Genomic DNA, 18,421 nt, shown 5'->3' with positions numbered 1-18,421 from the left:
CTGTGGGTTTTCCCAAGTTCTGATTTTGATTTTTGAGGAGCATAGGATGCAACTTTCTTCTGAGCAATGTGATTTTTTTTTCACAAATGGATATTTGGTAATTAATGATTTCTTTGCAGAATCTGTATGTGATCTTTTAAAGCAACGCATAGAAACATTGCTTGAAAATAATCAAACAGAGATACCTAAAACCATTTTTTCCACGCAAACCAATGAGCATGCCAAAAAACAATATTTCCTTGATTCTGGAGATAAAATTCATTATTTTTTTGAGCCGGGCGCTTTTGATGAAACCGGAGATTGTATACGGCTTTTTAAGCAATCAGTTAATAAAATTGGACATGCTTTACATGAACTGGATCCTGTTTTTAGGCAATATTCCCGAGATGAACGAATTAAAAAGATAGCACATCAGCTTGGGTTAGCAACACTTGGATTAGTGCAATCCATGTATATATTCAAGCAACCGGGAATAGGGGCTGAAGTGCTTTGCCATCAAGATAGTACCTATATTTTTGGCGAGAATAGTGATGCTTTAGGATTTTGGTTTGCAATAGAAGATGCTACTCTGGAGAATGGTTGTTTGGAAGTGATTCCAAGTCCTTGTACCACACCCTTAAAGCAAAGGATGTTTCGCCGAGAAAACGAAATTTATTTCGAATACTACGATTCAACTCCTTGGCCAGAAGAAAAGAGTGTCCCTTTACCCGTTAAAAAAGGTGCATTGATTATACTGCATGGCAGAGTTCCGCATAAAAGCCAGGCTAATTTTTCTGATCAATCCAGGCATGCCTATACTTTGCATCTGGTTGATATTTCTTCACCTTATCCCGAGAGTAATTGGCTGCAATGGCCGAATGGGATTCCCTGTTTATGACGTCGTTATTTTGAGTATAAAATATTAACAATTTCCAATTTTTAGAAAATTGCGCTGGAGAACTCTATAATTTACATGAGACTCTTGGGTAAATCATTTTGGAAGAGATCCTGAATGGATAATGAAAGCTTGCTTGCCATATTAAATAATTGGTCTGCAATCAATTATGCAAAAGGTAACTATATCCTGAGGGAAATCTCCGGCAAGTTTCTTTCAAAAATATCTATCCACAGTCATAATTACTTACTCGATGCCGGTTGTGGCGATGGCAGTTTCACTCAAATAGTAGCCAGTTTAGCCCCTGATGGATATGTTCTCGGCTTGGATCGATCAAAAACCATGATTGATTATGCGAACAAACATTATAGGAGTATCAACATTCGTTTTGATATAGGGGATATTCAAGAGCCTATAATTTACGGGCCATTTGATAATATTGTATCATTTTGGTGCCTTCACTGGACTGATTTGGAAAAATCCTTATCCAATTTATATCATGTTTTAAAACCAGGCGGAAAAATTTATGCCATTTTTTCTTCCGGCAAACAAAGCACATTGTTTGAAGTATTAAACAGCCTGCAATTTCAAAATCGTTACCCTGATATCGCTAAAAATGTCGCACAATCTAAAATGATGAGGGAGAATTATTCTGTTCAATGCCGAAGGGCATTAGATAATTTGCCATTTAAAAGCATTTCTTTTGTTGTAGAACATTGCCAAGTGGAATTACCTGATCTCGGGTTATTTGAAAACTTTATACATGGTGCCCCATTATTCAAGGATCTCCCCGGTAAAATGTATCAAGATATTGTAAACAGCATGGTGCAGTTTTTTGATGAGTACTGCAAAAAAAAATATGGTGGAAAATGGGTGTATGAAACCACTCCCTATTTTTTAACAATTACCAGGGAGTGAAGAATCATTGTAATTAAATTATATTTTAGCGAATAAGTCGGCTTTTTCTTTCAAGGAATCCAGAAAATCGCTTATGGACTAACATGGGATTGTCTACCCAACTCATCCAAATCGACAGTGATTTTATCGGGTACACTCGGCGTAAAACAAGAACCCAGGCATTTGGTAATTTGTCGATTCAAGCAGACGCCAACGCACATAGAGAAACAAATAGTAGCAGGGATACTCGAAATATAAGCTATTTGCGTTGATGAGTCGACGGCTGCTGCTTTCAGGATGTAATAAATACCAATATGCACCCCGGCCATCAATGTAGTAAGGGCAAAAGAAGAGCATTTTACAAAACATTCATTAGAGCTAAGATTGGAACTGCATTCCTCTATTTTTTCTTTCCTGGCTTCTACTTGTGTTTGATAGTCTTCTGTTAATTCATGAGTTAATGCTTCTAGTTTGTTGTCTATAAACTCTTTTTTTATCTCAGGGTGCGTTTCAAGTGAGTGCAACCTAAAAAAAAGATTCGCATTGGTTTTTTCAACAACTTTAGCTGCAAGGAATTTTAAACTGGGAACTTTGGATGTTTTATCTTCGGTTTTTGGCATGAGTTTTCTTAAAATGTAAGTTAATTATGCCAATTTGACCACATAATTGATTTATTGTCTATATAATGATGCGTATGCATTATTTATTGTCCTTTTTCTCACTTGATTTTCATGAGTTATCGTACTTTGGCAAGAGAGGTCACATTCTTACTCCTTTAAAGCATAACAAATCAAAATTGATTGTTATGATTGAGGAAGGTAATAGTCCTTCCTCATTCCAAATTCAGTCAGGTTTTATTTGGAGCTTATCCTAAGCTGTTATTCATTAGGTGTTCAGTGCTTGTGTCCTTCTCTTCCTCAAATAACTCAGGGAAATAATCATTCCAAAATGAAGGTGATTTATTCTTATGGACCGGCTGTTTTTCGGCTTGAATGCTCAGCTTATGATTAACCGTAGGATCTGTATGATAATTTAGTGTGTGTTTCTTCATGGCCTCATAAGACGAAGTAGCGGGCTCTGCTTTTTTCTGAGGGGTGTCTTGCAAATGTTGCAATGGTTGTTCTTTAAAGCGGTATACATTGAGTAGGACAAAACAAGCCTGAGTTACCATTAATGCCACACCAACAGCAGGATTTAAGACAAAACCAGCAGCAACTAATAAACCACCCGCTATTAATACTGCTGTCAAATTATACCCCAAGCTGATTAACAAATTTTGTTTGATGTTATTTACCGTTTGTTTCGAGATGGCAAAGGCATTGGCTATAGGCAATAGAGTTCCGCTTTGTATAATGGCTGAGGCGTGTTGCTGAGTAATTTCATCACTGTCCTGAGAGAGAACTGCTATACCGAAGTCACTCGCAGCAATGGCGTTTGCATCATTGGCTGCATCCCCAACCATAGCTACTTTTAGCCCTTGATTTTGTAATGATTTAATATAAATTGGTTTGGATTTGTCCTCTGTATTGATGGTCGTGGCGACACAGTTAGCATGTACTTTCTTAATGCCAAGAGCTTGCGCATAGCGATAGGCAGTTTTTTCATCTGCTCCAGTACACAGATGCACTTCTTTCCCCATTTTAATTAAAGCTTCAACCGTTTGCTTTGCATCTTTTCGTAAGGGGTCGGTGATGACCAGATAACCTAATAGTTGTTTGTTTTTGGCCAGAAAGACAAGGCTATCTCCTGCAACCAAATTCATTTGGCTTTCAATCGAGGATGTAGAAATCCCTATTTCCTGCATTAAGGTTTTACTGCCAATGGTGTATTGAGTACCGTTAATCTCCGCTGAAATGCCTGAATGGTTCGAATGGTCCAAATTAGCAATATTGAATTTTTGTTTATTGATTCCTTGGGTAAATGATTGTATTGCTTTCCCAAAAGGATGTTTTGATTGTTCCTCTAATGCGTTGCAAATACTCAGAAATTGCTCAGAAGAAAGATCAGTGTTATTTAATACAGCATATTCTTTAACAACAGGAACTCCAGTTGTTAAAGTGCCATTCAAGTCAAAAATGACTGCATCAATTTGTTCCGCTAATTGTAATACTCTGGAGTTTTTAAACTGGACGCCATGTTCTGCTCCTTTATGAATTCCGGTTTTTACAGCGAGAGGAATAATTAAACCAAGAGTACAAGGGCAGGCAGAAACCAGTACTGAAATCGCACATTGTATCGCAAGCGCTGGTGTAGAAATCAGGCCGACGATTATTCCTGAAAGGATGGAGATGGCAATAATGGCAGGGATAAAATAGGTGAGAAGCTGTCCTGTTTTTACTTCTATAGGTGCTTTTTCAAGTACAGATTGGGCTATGCTTTCATCAAGACGGGCAAGGTATGAATCTTTTACTGTTTTTAGAACGCGGAGTGTGAGTGGTTTTGCGTCATTAGCCAGACGCATCCCGGCAAGTACCTTGTCACCACTTCGAAATTGCCTGGGTATAATAGCACCAGTAATGATGGTGGGGTAAATGAGAGTGTCTTGCTCACAAACACTGTCCAATGGAATAAGCTCACCTGGTTTGACTTGTATGATGTCATTGGGTTGAACCTCCTCAATCCTGGCACTTTTGAAATCAGGTTGACGATATAATCTTATTTTTTGCGGGGCTCTGTCCTGAAATTTGGCAGAACTTATTTTTTCTTTGATAGTGTCTTCAATAGCGACACCAATATGTCTGAATCCATAAATAAGCAATCCCGCCTCAAACATCATCGGTAGCCAGGGTACAAAGAAAGAGGTAACGGATACCGCAAGAACAGAAATGGTGCTAATTGAAAATAATGTATCCATTGTGAGTGTGCGAGACTGGATAAACTTTTTCCAGGCCTCGTAATAAGATTGGGCACCAAGGGCAATGGTTAATAAAATGCTGAAACCCGCTAAAGGAATCATAACCGCAAGGGGTAATCCTCCTAAAGCCATAGTCAGGATCATCAAGCTCACACCGGTGATGCAACCCAATCCTCCAAGCAACCAATGGGAAGTGATTATTTTTTTGGCGCTGTTAAGTATTCCGGATAATTTACTGGCCTCTTGTTGAGGTGTTGATTGAGTTTTTTCGAGAGGGGTAGCAGGGCTCTGTTCTTTAACCGGGGGGAACTCGTAATTTTCGCAAGTAAACCCCGTCTCATCAATTAATTTTTTAATTGTGTTCCAGTTGCTTTCATGTTCATTTTCTTTTTCTTCAGAAAGGGATATCACAATTTTTTTCGGATCCGCTGTGCTCATGTCCGCATGGAATGTATTTACTTTGATTAAGTTTGAGTTTCTTAAAAAGGACTCTATTGCATTGCTGCAACTGGTGCAATTCATTCCGCTGACATAAAAAAAATAAGGTTTGGACATAATAGCTCGCTGAGTTAAATGGTTAACTCATCCTGAGAATTTTATACTGGAGTTATCAATCAGCACCAACTGTTGAGTCGGAGTTACTTAAGTCAAGACTTATCATCTTAAGTGCAGTGGATGAAGCCTACTGCCATTGAAATGATATTTTGGTATTTCCTTACCCCAATATTCCAGATTCCTGGTGCTTTTTGTAAGTCCCGTATTATTCCATTGAGGATACAGCTTTTTTAAATTGGGTTGAAATCATATCATACCCGATATTTTTTTTGCATCATGATTTTAGAACTTGTTGATGTTTTGTGATATTGCTATTGTGGATTGGGTTATAAAAAAGTTTTCTGGAGCAAACCACATTTTGAGTTCCCTGTTATCAAGAACAAAAACAATTCTGGTGCTATTAATAGCTATTTATTGCGCTTACGATCTGATAGTCGCCGTGTATACAGCTTGGGATTTCACAACAGATGACGCATACATCAGCTGGTATTACGCGCGACAGGTAGTGAGTGGGAAAGGGCTATTTTGGCATGTGACTCTGCCTCCAGTAGAGGGGTATTCCAATTTTTTATGGCTCATGATTGCTGCATTGGTCATTAAATTGCAATTACCTCTGGTTAGCAGTATGAAGGTTATTTCCTGTTGTAGCTTGGGATTGTCGCTACTGTTTTTATATCGATTGGCAAGACTTTTTTGTAGTCCTCTGTTATCCATATTACCCGTTTTTTTATTTAGTCATTATACAGGAGTGGCTTGGTGGACGGTCAGCGGATTGGAAACCTTATTTTACTGTGCCCTGTCTTTGGCATTGATATGGCAGTTTATCTTGGCATTCGGTTATCAAACTGTTAATGACAGGCCATGGCCCAATGGATTTTCCCTTTACTCAACCAATCATTGGGTAATAAGCAATATTCTCTTGTTATTGTTGTGCTTAACACGATTTGAGGGGATCATTTGGATAATTCCTCTGGTTGTTTTTATAGGATGTCAATATTTGAAAGATCAGCGGGGGCTGATTTTTAAAGATCATAAGAGGTTGTTCTTATGGGTTTCAATTACTTTTGTTTGCTTTATCTTGCCCTATCTTGTGTATTTTATTTGGAGATTAATTTATTTTGGTCATTGGATTCCTAATAGCTATCGTTGCAAAGCGATAGCTTATGGGCAATTTTTAGCAGTAGATTTTGATTATTTTCTTTTTATCACACCTTTACTTGTATTATCGGTACCCTATTTATTATCTGCTAATAAAGATTGTCGCCACGTTTTACTTTGGTTGCCTTCTGTTTTATACAGTTTGTTGCTTTGGAAAGCGAATCCAGTTGTCACCTATGGTTTAAGATTGTTTTTAAGTCCATTCTCTCTTTTTTCCATATTACCTGTTTTAGGACTTAGTCAATTGATACAATATCTTAAATCCTTTAGATGGGATCCTGAATACCCAATTGTGGTATTGATGTTGTTTATTACCTGGTCTTTTGTGCCGGGGAATGATTTAAATCATTTATCTAAAACAGTGACAGAATATAATGAGCGCACTCAAAATAGAATGCATATTGCTGATTTACTCAATCGAAAAGCAAAAAAAGGCGACAGCGTTTTGTTGGATGATTGCGGGATTATTCCGTTTTTTTCTCGAGAAGACATTCGATTCATAGACGCGCAATGTTTGAATAATAGCGATTTAACCCAAAAGCCATTTAAAAACGATTTAAGTCTTTACGCCGACTATCTCAACTCTAAAGTGAAGCCTGACTGGGTGATCACCAATTACTATCCTATGGAATCACGTGGTGATTATTTAACAGATTTATTAGATGAATAACATTTTTTTAAAAACTATCATTTAGTCAGTACGTTAAGCTCGGGGTTTTATTTAAACAAAAATCAACCGCAAGGGAAAAAAATGATTGATTTTGTGTATCAAATTTTTAAGCGTGCTAATAAACCTGGGTACAATGAGCCCCTGGAATTAGAATCCCAGGAGCCAAAGTGATGACTATTATTGCTCAGAAGGAGAGCCTTGACTTGAAAAGTCTGCAGTGGGTTGAGCGGCTTTTAAGTTTTGCAATAGCATAATGCTATTGGTTAATAATATCCGTTCTTGTATTTGTCTGTCCAAATACATTTGATAATTGATTTCGGCCAACAATACCGCTATTTCTTTTTGAACTGTGGCAGGGGATGCGTCATTGATTTGTTTAATCCATTGTTGGTTTGGTTGTCCAGGAGTGTTGGAGGCGGTTGGATCAAATAATCGTCGAGTAGCCATGTTAAATTCATTCAGCGCCTGGCTTGTCACATTAGGATTATTTTGGTCTCCACTCATATTTTGAGGTAACCTTTTGGATAAAATATAGTAGAGGTTGCTCACGCCCACAGAAGTTTGCGCTGCGTAAACACGCAAATTATTAAAATAACTGCTTAATGTTGCGGCCGCTTGTTTTTGCTGGACTTCATTATAACCCGCAGAGTTTGGTTTGGCAGTGGCTTGATTCCATAACTCACTGTAGGCACTCAACTTGGGTAATGAAGGAGGAGTGACTTGAGCACTGGCGTATCTAATAAAGTTAAGTGCTTGCTGGGCTTGGCTTTGTGCCTTTAATCCAGAGTCTTGCCCAGATTGTGACGCAGAGGTATCCATCAGTAAGGGGGCAATCAAAGAGTTACTGTTCAGTTGGCTTATGAGCGGTTGATTGTATTTATAAGAATAAAAAGCGGGTGTTGAACCAGATGTTTGGGCTGGAGGTATAGTGCCAATTACGTTTTGCATGACCAGATTTTGATACATGAGGTTACAATTGGGTAACCAGTTCTTTTGCTCGTTGTCCATACAAAAACTGTAATCCGGGGTTCCCAGTATGTTAAACACGGCTTGACTGACCGGATCACTCAAATAAGTTCCGGAAGTTGAGATTGGTAAGGCTGAAAAAATACCTGAAGGAGTGGGGGCTTGGGCACTGGTTGTTGATTGATCTATTAAACCATTAGCCGTAATTTTTCCATCCGCGCCGGATGATGGGGAGCTGAAGTTTTGATATTTAAAAGTATTATTCGCCAAATTATTAATTAATGAATTTCCTTGCACATTATTGGTAACAAAATTCATTAAGCTCTGGGACATGGCATCGACAGGGATAGCGCCCAAAAAGGTATTATAGGCGTAATTTTGAATGAGTTGAGCAACATTGGAATTGAATAATTGCGAATAAGGCGGGTTAGGGGCTTTATTAGATTGAGTGATGTCGTAGCCTAAATATTTTCCCAGATTAGTCAGGTAGGTCACCAGATTGGACGTGTTGGTGCTTGTCTGTTGTCCAGATGGGTCAACAGGTTGAGCAAAAACAGATAAAGTGGTAAAACAAAACAGATTGGCCAAGGCCAGTTTAGGTAATACTTTCATTATTCATCCCCTTCGAGTGCTCGTAAAACGAGTTTTAGACGGTATTGGCAAAAAACTCGCGATAATAACCTTAGTCTTTCAAATACAATATTGCGTTTTAGAAAAAAACCTGCCGGGTCATTGCTGCTTAAACTGGTTTCTTCCGCATGGATTAACACCCGGGAGGCGCTACCAGGATGGACTGTGTCTATCGCCTGTAACAAACGTAAACCTCTTCCTGATTTGATATTTCCAACGATACGAATAAATTTATCTTCTTCTGCTAACAAGCCCAAGTCAATTTTTTCAATATCATCAAGTTCTTGCCCTAACTGTTTCATTGCTTCTTCCAGTTCTGGATTGCCATCAAGAGTCCAGTTTTCCACACTTTCCATAAAAGTGATAACCCTGTAAATCATGGGGTCAAGGTACTCAAACCAGTACTTTGCGGCGGCTTCATGGCTTAAATCAGGCATTATTTACTCTTTTTTTACTGAGATACGTTGATAGACGAAACAACTACTTAATACTATAGTATATTATGATATATAAAAGTCCATTACTTAAAATTGTGAAAAAGTAAAAAATATGAAAAAGAAATCGGGATCAAGGATCGTAAGAGTTTTTACAAGGATTATCAATGTTCGTAAATGGTTCGATTGGGACAGAATGAGGTCATTAACCTTGTATTTGGTGAATGGCATTAAACGTTTATTCATACCTCAGGAACCAACCCATGTCGAATCATTTGATGAAGCAGCCAAGAAGTTAAAACTGAGCGAGGCTGACTTGGTAATCAAACAAAAAGCCTTGCTTAGACTAAGCATAATTATGGTTATCGCTGCTTTTATGATATTTATTTATACGGGTTATCAATTTTTATATGGTTCATGGAAAGCTACAATAATAAGCTTGGTTGTGGTGATGATCGCTTTGGTACTAGCCTTTCGTTATCATTTTTGGTACTACCAGATTAAACAACGTAAATTGGGATGTACTGTTAAAGAATGGTACAGGCAAGGGTTATTGGGTGAGAAAGAATGAATAAATTAGCTATTACGGTCCTCCTTTGCCTTTTTCCTGCGCTTGCACTGGCTGAAAATGGAGCGTTGAGTTTCGCTCCTCCGGCAAGTGACTTGTCCGTCGTTTTTTTAGGTAACCTGTTTGGTGTAGTCGATGGGGTATTGCACGGCACTGGAAGCCAGATAATGGGCAACATGTTTGCTGTCTTTAACTCTGCTGTCCTTGCGCTGGGTGGCATCATTATCATGTATACCCTTATGGTTTCCACCATGAACACGGCCCATGAAGGGCAAATGCTTGGCCAAAAATGGTCTTCTATCTGGATCCCTCTTCGTTCCACCTTCGGCTTGGCTTTGTTAATACCTAAGGCATCTGGTTATTGTATGATGCAGGTATTCTTTATGTGGGTTATTGTGCAAGGCGTTGGTGCTGCTGATAAAATATGGGAAGCTGCCTTGAGTTATCTTAATCGGGGTGGTGTGATAATACAGGCACAGGCCGATCCAACCAAGAGCTTGCAAGCAGCCGGATCTTCGTCTTCCGGTGTTGCAAAGGGAGCGCTAACTATATTGAGTGGCCAAATCTGCATGTTGGGTTTACAAAAACAATTACAAGCGCAAAGAGATCTTTATTTGAGTCAAAGTAAGAGTCCACCTTGTGGGGGTAATCCTACTGATGAAATGAATACTTTTTGCCGTACAGCGATTCCTGACTTCATCAGTACGGTGAATTTTGTCAAGAAACAAAACGATGACACGCCTAAAGATATAACGGCAAACCAGCCCGCTTCCTTTGAGATGGACATGCCAAATTTCGATAAAAGTTCAACATTTTCTTTCTTAAACGGGATTTGCGGCACAGTCAAATGGAATAATATTTCCGCTTTGAACTCAACGAATCAAACTGATAGTAAAGGACTTGTGACAGTAGGTGGGGCTGGATCCAACTCATCCATGGGCGCTAACAGCTTAAATATAACTTCTTCTCAATTGCAAACAGCACGATTGTCTCGCGCGATTGCCATACAGCAAATGTATGTGACTTTGTCTACTGTAGCACAGGTGATGGTTAATAATGATCCCGCGTTTTCAACAACCACGTCCACTGGAAACTCAAAAAATGATTTTTCCCCTATCGCCAAACAGCAGTTTGGGGTTCCCTATAAGTCATCCGGTGAGGTTTGCACTGAGTATCAACAAGTTTGCCAAACATGGGGGTCGGTACCCAGTTCCACCGGCTCTACTCCAGGTGTATTGTTTAATGGCACTGAATTTTTAGGCGCCATTAATGATTATAATGGCATTATGATGCCAACTCTCAATCTGATAAGACAAGCTACGTCTAAAGAATTTGATAAGAAATCCCGTGATTTTATCGCAGAAGCCAATGCCAAAGGATGGATCATGGCTGGCTCTTACTTTTTTGATTTGGTGAAACTCAATGGAAGCGCAACTGAGTTTGCTGACCAATTTGATACAGGAACAGGTCTCGATAAGAGTAGTTTTGATCCAACACAGCTCACCAAATCCTTTGGAAAAACGTGTCAGGCTCCCTATGCATTATTGTGTACCTGGTTTCAAAATAAGAACGATAAGCTGGTTCAAATCCAGTCACTAATCGATGGCGTACCCGCTTTAGGTCAGGATGGGGTCAAGCAACCTGATCTTAGTGATAATCCTCAACGACAGTCTGTGAGTGGGCCATTGTCTTCAACAGTCTATGGATTTGTCAACAATTCCATGATGGTTCAATTGCCAGGTCAACCAGGAATAAAGCCGTTGACTTTTGCTAACCTGATTAATTTTAAAGTGGATACGTCGCTTTATTACATGAAACACCAGGATTTTGATTGCGGCAGGGTGAAGATTTTGTTCTTCTCATTTTGCCTTGGTCGAATGATGGGCGATTTATTTTATAATTATGTCTTCAGGTACGTGTACAACTTCTTTCTGGCCATATTCGGGGAAATGATTAATTCCATAGTCATGGCCTTTTTAATGATTCCTTTACAAGGTATGAAAGATATCTTTATAGTGGGCGTTCAAACGCTGACACAACCTGGAGTAAACCCCATTGTCGCATTGGCTAATATGGGAACGATGTACATTAATTTTTCTGGTACTTTGTGGTTAACGTTGCTGAATATGGCAGTGGTCAGTTCACTCATACCACTTTTTGGTATCTTTATCTTTGCCTTGATTATGATGGCTATGCCCTTGTTGATGGCATGGATAGGAACCATGGTATCCATAGGATTTGTTACAGCATATTATATACCTGTTTTACCTTATATGATTTTTACTTTTGGATCATTTGCCTGGTTGATAGCCGTTATCGAGGCTATGGTGGCTGCACCTATTGTCGCTTTGGGTGTTACGCATCCAGAAGGTAATGAAGCTTTTGGTAAAGGTGAATTCGCCATTATGATTTTGGTGAATGTCTTTTTAAGACCTTCTCTGATGATAATAGGATATATTGCCGCGATTGCCTTGTCCTATGTGGGTGTCTGGATTTTGAATGCAGGTTTTGATCATGCGATAAGCTATATTCAAAGTGATCAGGGCAAAGATACTTCAGGAAAAGGATGGGGCGGATTCAAAACAGATACATCTCAGTGGGATAATTTTAAGGATAAATTGACGGGTGATTATCAATCGACTGCATTAGAAGGTGGGTATACTGGCTGGGCAGGAGTGTATGCTTTCTTCTTCTCCATCTTAATTTATACCAGCATGTATTTAATTATTGTACAAAAAGCCTTTACGCTGATAGCCCACTTGCCAGATAAAGTGCTGAGATGGATAGGTGGTAGTCCGGAATCTTTCGGTCAAGAAACCATGCAATGGGGTGAAGAAGCCAAGGGTAAAGTCCAGGAAGCAGGCAAGGAAACTTATGGGGCTGAGAAAGCTATTGGCGACAAGTTGGGTGCTAAAGGGCAATCCATGCTTGGCAATTTGGGGCCTCAAGCTAAAAAGGTTTCAGAAAATGCGGGTGATGTTTCAGGGAAAGGTAAAAACAGTGGTGGTAGCCAAACTGGACCAAGTTCCAAACCGGATACAGGCCAACAACTGGGTAGTTCAGACAGTGGTGCTCCTACCAGCACTCCGCCCCCCGAGTAACATTCTAAAACGATACGATAAAAGAAAGGCTCCTGCGAGCCTTTCTTTTTATGGGCAGTTCATTTCAATATACAAGTTCTGAACATGTGAGTATGAATGCTGTTTTGAACAGCTTTTAAAAAAGAGGGTTAATATGTTAGTTACAGAGGAAGTGGAATACAATGATGGTGATACGGTGTGCAAAGGCTTTATTGCCTATCAGCATAGTGTCTCAAAACCATTGCCCTGTGTCATGGTTGCTCATGATTGGGGAGGACGTGGAGAGGGGGCTTGTAGCAAAGCGATCCAGCTTGCTGGCATGGGATATATTGGATTTGCTATCGATATGTATGGAAATGCCAAACTAGGTAAGGATAAGGCAGAAAAAAGAGCGTTAATGACCCCTTTCATACAGAATCGAGGAAAATTAATCGCCCGTATTAATGCTGCCTTCAACAAAGTGGTTCAATTGCCTGGGGTCGACAGTGAGAGAGTGGCTGCTATTGGCTATTGTTTCGGTGGGTTGTGCGTATTGGATTTGATACGTTCCGAGGCGCCACTTAAAGGGGTTGTCAGTTTTCATGGGGTATTATCACCTTTGGATGGTGAGAATACTAAGCCATTAAATGCGAAAGTATTAATATTACATGGTTATGATGATCCCTTAGTACCCATCGAGCAAGTTAACCAATTCGCTATGGAAATGACGGCAAGGAAAGTAGACTGGCAGGTCCATGTTTATGGCCAAACAGCCCATTCGTTTACCGACCCTAATGCGAATGATGATGAAATGGGGCTGCATTACAATAAATTAGCGGATCAACGTTCCTGGCAAAGCACTCAATTGTTTTTGCAAGACTTATTTGCATGATCAGGACTTACGATAAACCCCAATCTCTTTACTAAAAAATGTTTTTAATTCGGTCATTTAGTTTATCTAAACTCCCTCATTAGAAACATTTTTTGCCTCGACCTTGGGGTTTATCGTAAGTCCTGATGATTTATTGATATTAGAATTTTACATCAGCTGATTATTTTGTTTTAGGGCAAGACGCAAACGTTTTGAAGAGTGAAGTGTACATGCTGTAAATGAGAACTGCAGCAATAGAATGAAAGAGGCGGGTTATGCAAGAGATCTATTGGAATTTTATAAGTTGAGTAATGCGATGGCATTGGAGAGAAGTAACTCCTCTTTTCGTTTTTCAGATAAATCCAATTCATGAAATATTCTTTTTGAGAAATGCAGCCAATCTGGAATATCCATTTGGCTGGGTTGCCCCAAATCCGAGCTGTAAATGACTCGAGGGAGATGAGTTAATACTTGAGAGAAATCTTGTTTGTCCTGGTGCCCAAGAATAAAGGTTAAGGCAGTCTGCTCTACCCATAACCATTCATTTTTAAGCAGCTCATTGAGCGCTGGAAATTTTAAACCGGTTAAAGGATTAGATGGTTGGCTTAATAATAAGGAAGGAACATCATATTGATTACAGGCATCAATCAGTCTATAAATCTCATCTCTCGAGGCATGGCCTGATGTTAAAACAATAGGGTAGTCCCTGGCCATTTTTAAAATATCTATCACTTCTTTGCGTAGCTGTTGTTTTGATCCGAACAGTGTTTCAACCTGTTGAGTATATTGTTTTAAATTATCGTGAGTTAATTTTCTTGATAGTTTTGATTGAAGTTTACGGCCTGTGATGGTTGGGAAATCAACAATCATTTTACCCGAGAAAAGAGGTTGATATTCACTCAAGGCACGGATAACTACTCTATAATTTATTCCTCCATTGATATGATTTAACACAACGGAAGGAAAAATGGGCAAACCCATTTCTTGCCCAATAGTTGCCTGAATACCAGTACTGCCAATATGGCTTTTTAAAACGACCGCACCATGTAAAGAGTGATACAACCTCCCCGCTTCAATTGCATTTCTGCGACGAATATAAAGATCAGGCGTTGCATGGTAGTGTATGTCTATGAATTTCAATTTTTTAAGCGATAACACTAGGGCTCTCTATTTTTATTGATACCTAACCAAGGTTGTTCATAGTAATAATCTTCTCGAGCTTGCTCAAGTGTGGAGCCTGATTCAATAGCTGTTTTAATGCGTTCCTCGGTTAATTTTATGACAAGGGCTTTATTCACTACTTCTTGAAGGAGATCATTTGGGATCACCAAGACTCCATTGTCATCAGCAAATATAATGTCGCCAGGATTTATTGTGACTCCATTAATGAATAAAGGGCATTGCTCATTCGCTTTGTAAACGCGATTCTTACCAGAGCACATATAAATTCCTGTGCAAAACACAGGATAGTTTGTCGAGCGAATTGATTCGACGTCTCTCACTGCCCCGTGCACAACCGTGCCCATGATGTTATTTCTCAATGCGGTATGTGTTAATAGGCCACCCCAAACGGTGCAATCAGTTTGACCGTTGTTGTCAATGACTATGACTGAATGTTTGGGAACTTTGTCAATATAGTTTGCGGCATTATGGAAGGCTGTTTCTTTTTTCTCTCTGGGTAAATATTGGATAGTATAAGCAGGTCCAACCATTTTCATTCCCTGTGATAACGGTTTGATATTCAATAATCCGCCTTCGATTCCACAAGCGTCCAGAGCATCAGAAATTTCTGCAGAATTACAATGCATTAATTGCTGAAGCAAGTTGCCCATAGTATCTGACTCAATTAAATTTTCTTTAGGGACCGAACTAAAACCTGTTGATAAACAAGAAGCTTCTAATCGCGCACAACGTTCAATCACTGCATTCGCCATATCGGTCGTAGTGGCATGCCCACCCAGATCATAAGTAATAAAACGCTTTTCCTTTATGACTTGCATCACGGCATTGACTATTTTTTTTGCTCGATCAGGATAACCAAAATGATTTAGCAGCATGCTAATTGTTAAAAACATAGCTGATGGATTGGCACAATTTTTTTTCATTCTTGGTCCGCTACCATGTACTGGCTCAAAGTAACTCCCTTTATCACCAATATTGGCACTGGGTGCAAGGCCTAATCCTCCCATAACTCCTGCTCCGACGTCGGATAAAATATCGCCAAACATATTCTCCGCGACAATGACTCCAAATTTTTCCGGACTTTTTATCAACCATAATGCTACGGCATCGACATTAAGTATGTCCGCTTGGATTTTCGGGTATTTTTGGGCTGTGCTTTCAAAAATTTTCCTGGCAAATTCGCCACTTTCTCTAAGCACATTTGGCTTATCTGCCAAAGTGACTCTAGGCATGCCAGTTTGCATGGCATGATTAAAGGCAAAATCAAATAAACGGGTTAAACCGGGTTTTGATTGCAATCTTAAGGCACAACTTGCTTCATCAGCTGGAATCGTTTGCCAATGTTGGCTTTCTGCTAATAAATTATGTATTGCTTTTGGTAATGGAAAATAATCAAATCCGCAATACAATCCTTCGCTATTTTCCCTAATGATGCAAAAATTAAACGGCTTTGATTGGTCATCGATGGAAAAACAGGGGCGAACATTTGCAAAAAGATCCAAACCTTGTCTTAATTGAATGACAGGAGATACGTAATAAGGGTTGCTCTTTCTAAGCGCTTTGCTTAATTCCTGTTTGGCTTCACGTTGGGGCTTGCTGGTAATCGCTCCTAGCAAAACGGTATCAGTGGAGGCTATCAATTGCCATGTTCTGGAGGGGATTGCTGTTCCTTCTTTTTTCCAAAATTCCCAGCCAATATCGCCATAACTCAGGGTTGCAGGGACATCAAGGACTGCAAAAACAGGAAGCGTAGCCTCAGTCACTTCAATCCCAATCCCGTCACCTGGTAATACAGCAATTTTTATAGGATCAGTGGATTTCATGATTCAGGGCCTTAAATATAATTTCTTTACAAAAAGTGGGGTTGCTTTCCAGAACTCGCATACTTGCTTCGGGAACTACAATCAATTGGCCACATGATGGTTTTATCACGTTATTGGTATTAACCAGTTGTGATTTTTCACCTATTAAATGAAGGTGATTCACATTACAATGATTTAAAATCGAAACACAATTTGTTTTTAATACTTTGGTTAAGCCAAAAATAAGTCTCTTGATCGCAAGTTCCCTATTTAAATACTGCAGTGAAGTATCAGGAATGGAATGAGGCGCGTAAACTGCTTGATAGAGCGAAGACAATCCTTCTTCCAACTTATTTTGAGAACAGAGGGAGATGACTGTTTCAAGTTTCTCTCTTAAGATGGAATCTGCAAATGTTGGTGTGGAAAAAAGAATGATTTGTTTTTTTTCCCCGCTCAATATGGAAAAACATTGTTGAAGAATAACACCACCAAAAGAAAAGCCAACAAATGCATCATAAATTTTGATGAGCGGCTTTAGTTGATTTTGCCAAATTCCATAATATTCCTCATCGGGACATTCTTGCAACGTGACAAGAGGATCAAGACACTCAATGGAGTAATAAGGATTGAGAAAAGATAAATTTTGGCTTAAGTGCCTCAGACTAGAGGATTGAGTTGAAACAGGGCCGATAATCAATAATCTTTTTTTTGCCATTGTATTCTCTACTTATTCCTTGAAGATCTATGATTTTGCCAGCTTAATTTTGAAAGTACGTTGCTTTCTGGAGCATCAAATCTTGGGGAATCAAGGTGTCCCAGCTTTATATTCCTATATTGGAAATGTACGCATTTTCTAGAGCTTGCCTGGTTTATGGCTTTTCAGGTCTGCTGTAGACAGATCAGAAATTCCCCTTATGAATTCACTCATTTCAATGGGTTCTTGTCCTATTTTCAAGGCATCTCTTACATAATTAGCTGCTGTCAACACATCTTCCAAATTATATTTTTTTATATTGTTCGCATGTAAATAAGCGATAAAAAATTCAGTTTTTAGATTACCTGTTCCCTTGCCCATTCCTGCCAGTGAGGCATCAATAAAATGAACCCCGGCGTTTACCGCCGCAAGAGCGTTGGCTTGCGCCAATCCAAGGTTGTCATGAGCATGAAATCCAAAAGAAACTTTATATTGGCGGGTGTATTTTTTATACAGGCTATTTATCCTGTCAGGAAATAAGCTTCCATTAGAATCAGCAAAATAGATCATATCCGGTTCGTGTTTGCTTACTTCCTCAATCAAACTATCCAGTTCGCTTTCCGTATAATAAGAAATATGGATAATGTTCACTGAGGTTTCAAAATTCAAATTCTTAGCCAGTTTAATCAGAGGGACAGCGTTTACAAGATCACCTTTTGCTATACATATTCTTATTAATTTCACACCGCAATTTTTTAGCTCGAACAGATCCTGTTCGTTTACATTATGAGGATGAACCATCACTGCAATTTTTGCTTTTTTTATTAGAGATTGGCAATACAGGAGATAATCTTGGGGACACATTCCAGCTTTCCCTATATTTTCAATAGGGTGAAGTGAACCATTACGGTAGCCAATTTCAATGTATTCAATACCCGAATTATCAAGAGGAAGTAGTATTTGTTTTAAATCATCATCCTTAAAATGAAAATTAGTTCTATGTCCACCATCTCTTAATGAGGCATCTAAAATCGATACAGGATTCATTTAATACCTCGTAATATAATTTAACCTCATTATTATTAAGTATAAACTTTAAAAGAGCACTTGCAAAATGAGCCTGCTCAATAGATTGTTCGATTAAGTACTTTAATCTCAAATTTCTTTCATCGAGGTTAGTGAATTATCAGAATTTATCATGAAGTGA

The 18,421-nt window shown here is 39.0% G+C and carries 13 protein-coding genes and 1 pseudogene; 6 read left to right on the top strand and 8 right to left on the bottom strand.

Going from position 1 to position 18,421, the window contains the following annotated elements; genetic code table 11:
- The first annotated feature begins 19 nt into the window (after window positions 1-19).
- Window positions 20-877, top strand: coding sequence for a phytanoyl-CoA dioxygenase family protein (locus tag CC34_RS0110440; protein ID WP_080272378.1), 858 nt, complete (start codon window positions 20-22; stop codon window positions 875-877).
- Between the two features lie 114 nt (window positions 878-991).
- Window positions 992-1,792: a class I SAM-dependent methyltransferase gene (locus CC34_RS0110435; RefSeq protein ID WP_027229032.1), complete on the top strand. Its 801-nt coding sequence runs from the start codon at window positions 992-994 to the stop codon at window positions 1,790-1,792.
- 71 nt (window positions 1,793-1,863) lie between these two features.
- On the opposite strand, the gene CC34_RS0110430 is transcribed toward CC34_RS0110435, so the two are convergent.
- Both CC34_RS0110430 and CC34_RS0110420 read right to left on the bottom strand, forming a co-directional pair.
- Window positions 1,864-2,391 (bottom strand): hypothetical protein, encoded by a 528-nt coding sequence (locus CC34_RS0110430; protein ID WP_028379472.1) that lies wholly within the window; start codon window positions 2,389-2,391, stop codon window positions 1,864-1,866.
- A 245-nt stretch (window positions 2,392-2,636) separates the two neighbouring features.
- On the bottom strand, window positions 2,637-5,180 hold the full coding sequence (locus CC34_RS0110420; RefSeq protein WP_028378947.1) for a heavy metal translocating P-type ATPase: 2,544 nt from the start codon (window positions 5,178-5,180) through the stop codon (window positions 2,637-2,639).
- A 358-nt stretch (window positions 5,181-5,538) separates the two neighbouring features.
- Here CC34_RS0110420 and CC34_RS01000000116475 point away from each other — a divergent pair.
- A pseudogene (locus CC34_RS01000000116475) lies at window positions 5,539-7,179 on the top strand (protein LphB).
- A gap of 6 nt (window positions 7,180-7,185) precedes the next feature.
- On the opposite strand, the gene icmX reads toward CC34_RS01000000116475, so the two are convergent.
- Both icmX and icmW read right to left on the bottom strand, forming a co-directional pair.
- Window positions 7,186-8,586: a type IVB secretion system protein IcmX gene (icmX, locus tag CC34_RS0110410; RefSeq protein ID WP_028378949.1), complete on the bottom strand. Its 1,401-nt coding sequence runs from the start codon at window positions 8,584-8,586 to the stop codon at window positions 7,186-7,188.
- Window positions 8,586-9,041, bottom strand: coding sequence for a type IVB secretion system protein IcmW (icmW, locus tag CC34_RS0110405; RefSeq protein ID WP_027222834.1), 456 nt, complete (start codon window positions 9,039-9,041; stop codon window positions 8,586-8,588). The genes icmX and icmW overlap by 1 nt, the downstream gene beginning before the upstream one ends.
- Window positions 9,042-9,153: 112 nt before the next feature.
- Between icmW and icmV the strand changes: the two genes are divergently transcribed.
- The 3 genes from icmV (at window position 9,154) to CC34_RS0110390 (ending at window position 13,557) form a co-directional block, all read left to right on the top strand.
- Window positions 9,154-9,609, top strand: a complete 456-nt coding sequence (icmV, locus tag CC34_RS0110400) for a type IVB secretion system protein IcmV (RefSeq protein ID WP_027222833.1) — start codon at window positions 9,154-9,156, stop codon at window positions 9,607-9,609.
- Entirely contained in the window at window positions 9,606-12,707 is a 3,102-nt protein-coding gene (gene dotA, locus CC34_RS0110395; RefSeq protein WP_028379471.1) for a type IVB secretion system protein DotA, read from the top strand. Before icmV ends, dotA begins: the two co-directional genes overlap by 4 nt.
- A gap of 133 nt (window positions 12,708-12,840) precedes the next feature.
- Entirely contained in the window at window positions 12,841-13,557 is a 717-nt protein-coding gene (locus CC34_RS0110390) for a dienelactone hydrolase family protein (protein WP_028378951.1), read from the top strand.
- A 276-nt stretch (window positions 13,558-13,833) separates the two neighbouring features.
- Here the strand turns inward: CC34_RS0110390 and CC34_RS0110385 are convergent, their stop codons facing one another.
- The 4 genes from CC34_RS0110385 to CC34_RS0110370 form a co-directional block, all read right to left on the bottom strand.
- Window positions 13,834-14,694: a DUF6282 family protein gene (locus CC34_RS0110385; protein ID WP_028378952.1), complete on the bottom strand. Its 861-nt coding sequence runs from the start codon at window positions 14,692-14,694 to the stop codon at window positions 13,834-13,836.
- Window positions 14,694-16,541 carry an isocitrate/isopropylmalate family dehydrogenase gene (locus CC34_RS0110380; RefSeq protein WP_028378953.1) on the bottom strand — a complete coding sequence of 616 codons (1,848 nt, stop codon included), beginning with the start codon at window positions 16,539-16,541 and terminating at the stop codon, window positions 14,694-14,696. Before CC34_RS0110380 ends, CC34_RS0110385 begins: the two co-directional genes overlap by 1 nt.
- A complete protein-coding gene (locus CC34_RS0110375) occupies window positions 16,528-17,235 on the bottom strand; it encodes a hypothetical protein (protein WP_028378954.1) in 708 nt (235 codons plus the stop codon). The genes CC34_RS0110380 and CC34_RS0110375 overlap by 14 nt, the downstream gene beginning before the upstream one ends.
- Before the next feature lie 138 nt (window positions 17,236-17,373).
- Window positions 17,374-18,261, bottom strand: coding sequence for an aldolase catalytic domain-containing protein (locus tag CC34_RS0110370; RefSeq protein ID WP_028378955.1), 888 nt, complete (start codon window positions 18,259-18,261; stop codon window positions 17,374-17,376).
- Between the last annotated feature and the right edge of the window lie 160 nt (window positions 18,262-18,421).

The organism is Legionella pneumophila subsp. fraseri, assembly GCF_000586315.1.
GTDB classification, from domain to species: Bacteria; Pseudomonadota; Gammaproteobacteria; order Legionellales; family Legionellaceae; genus Legionella; species Legionella pneumophila_B.
Note: the sequence above shows the minus strand (reverse complement) of the source record. Positions and strands in the feature narration are given on the sequence as shown.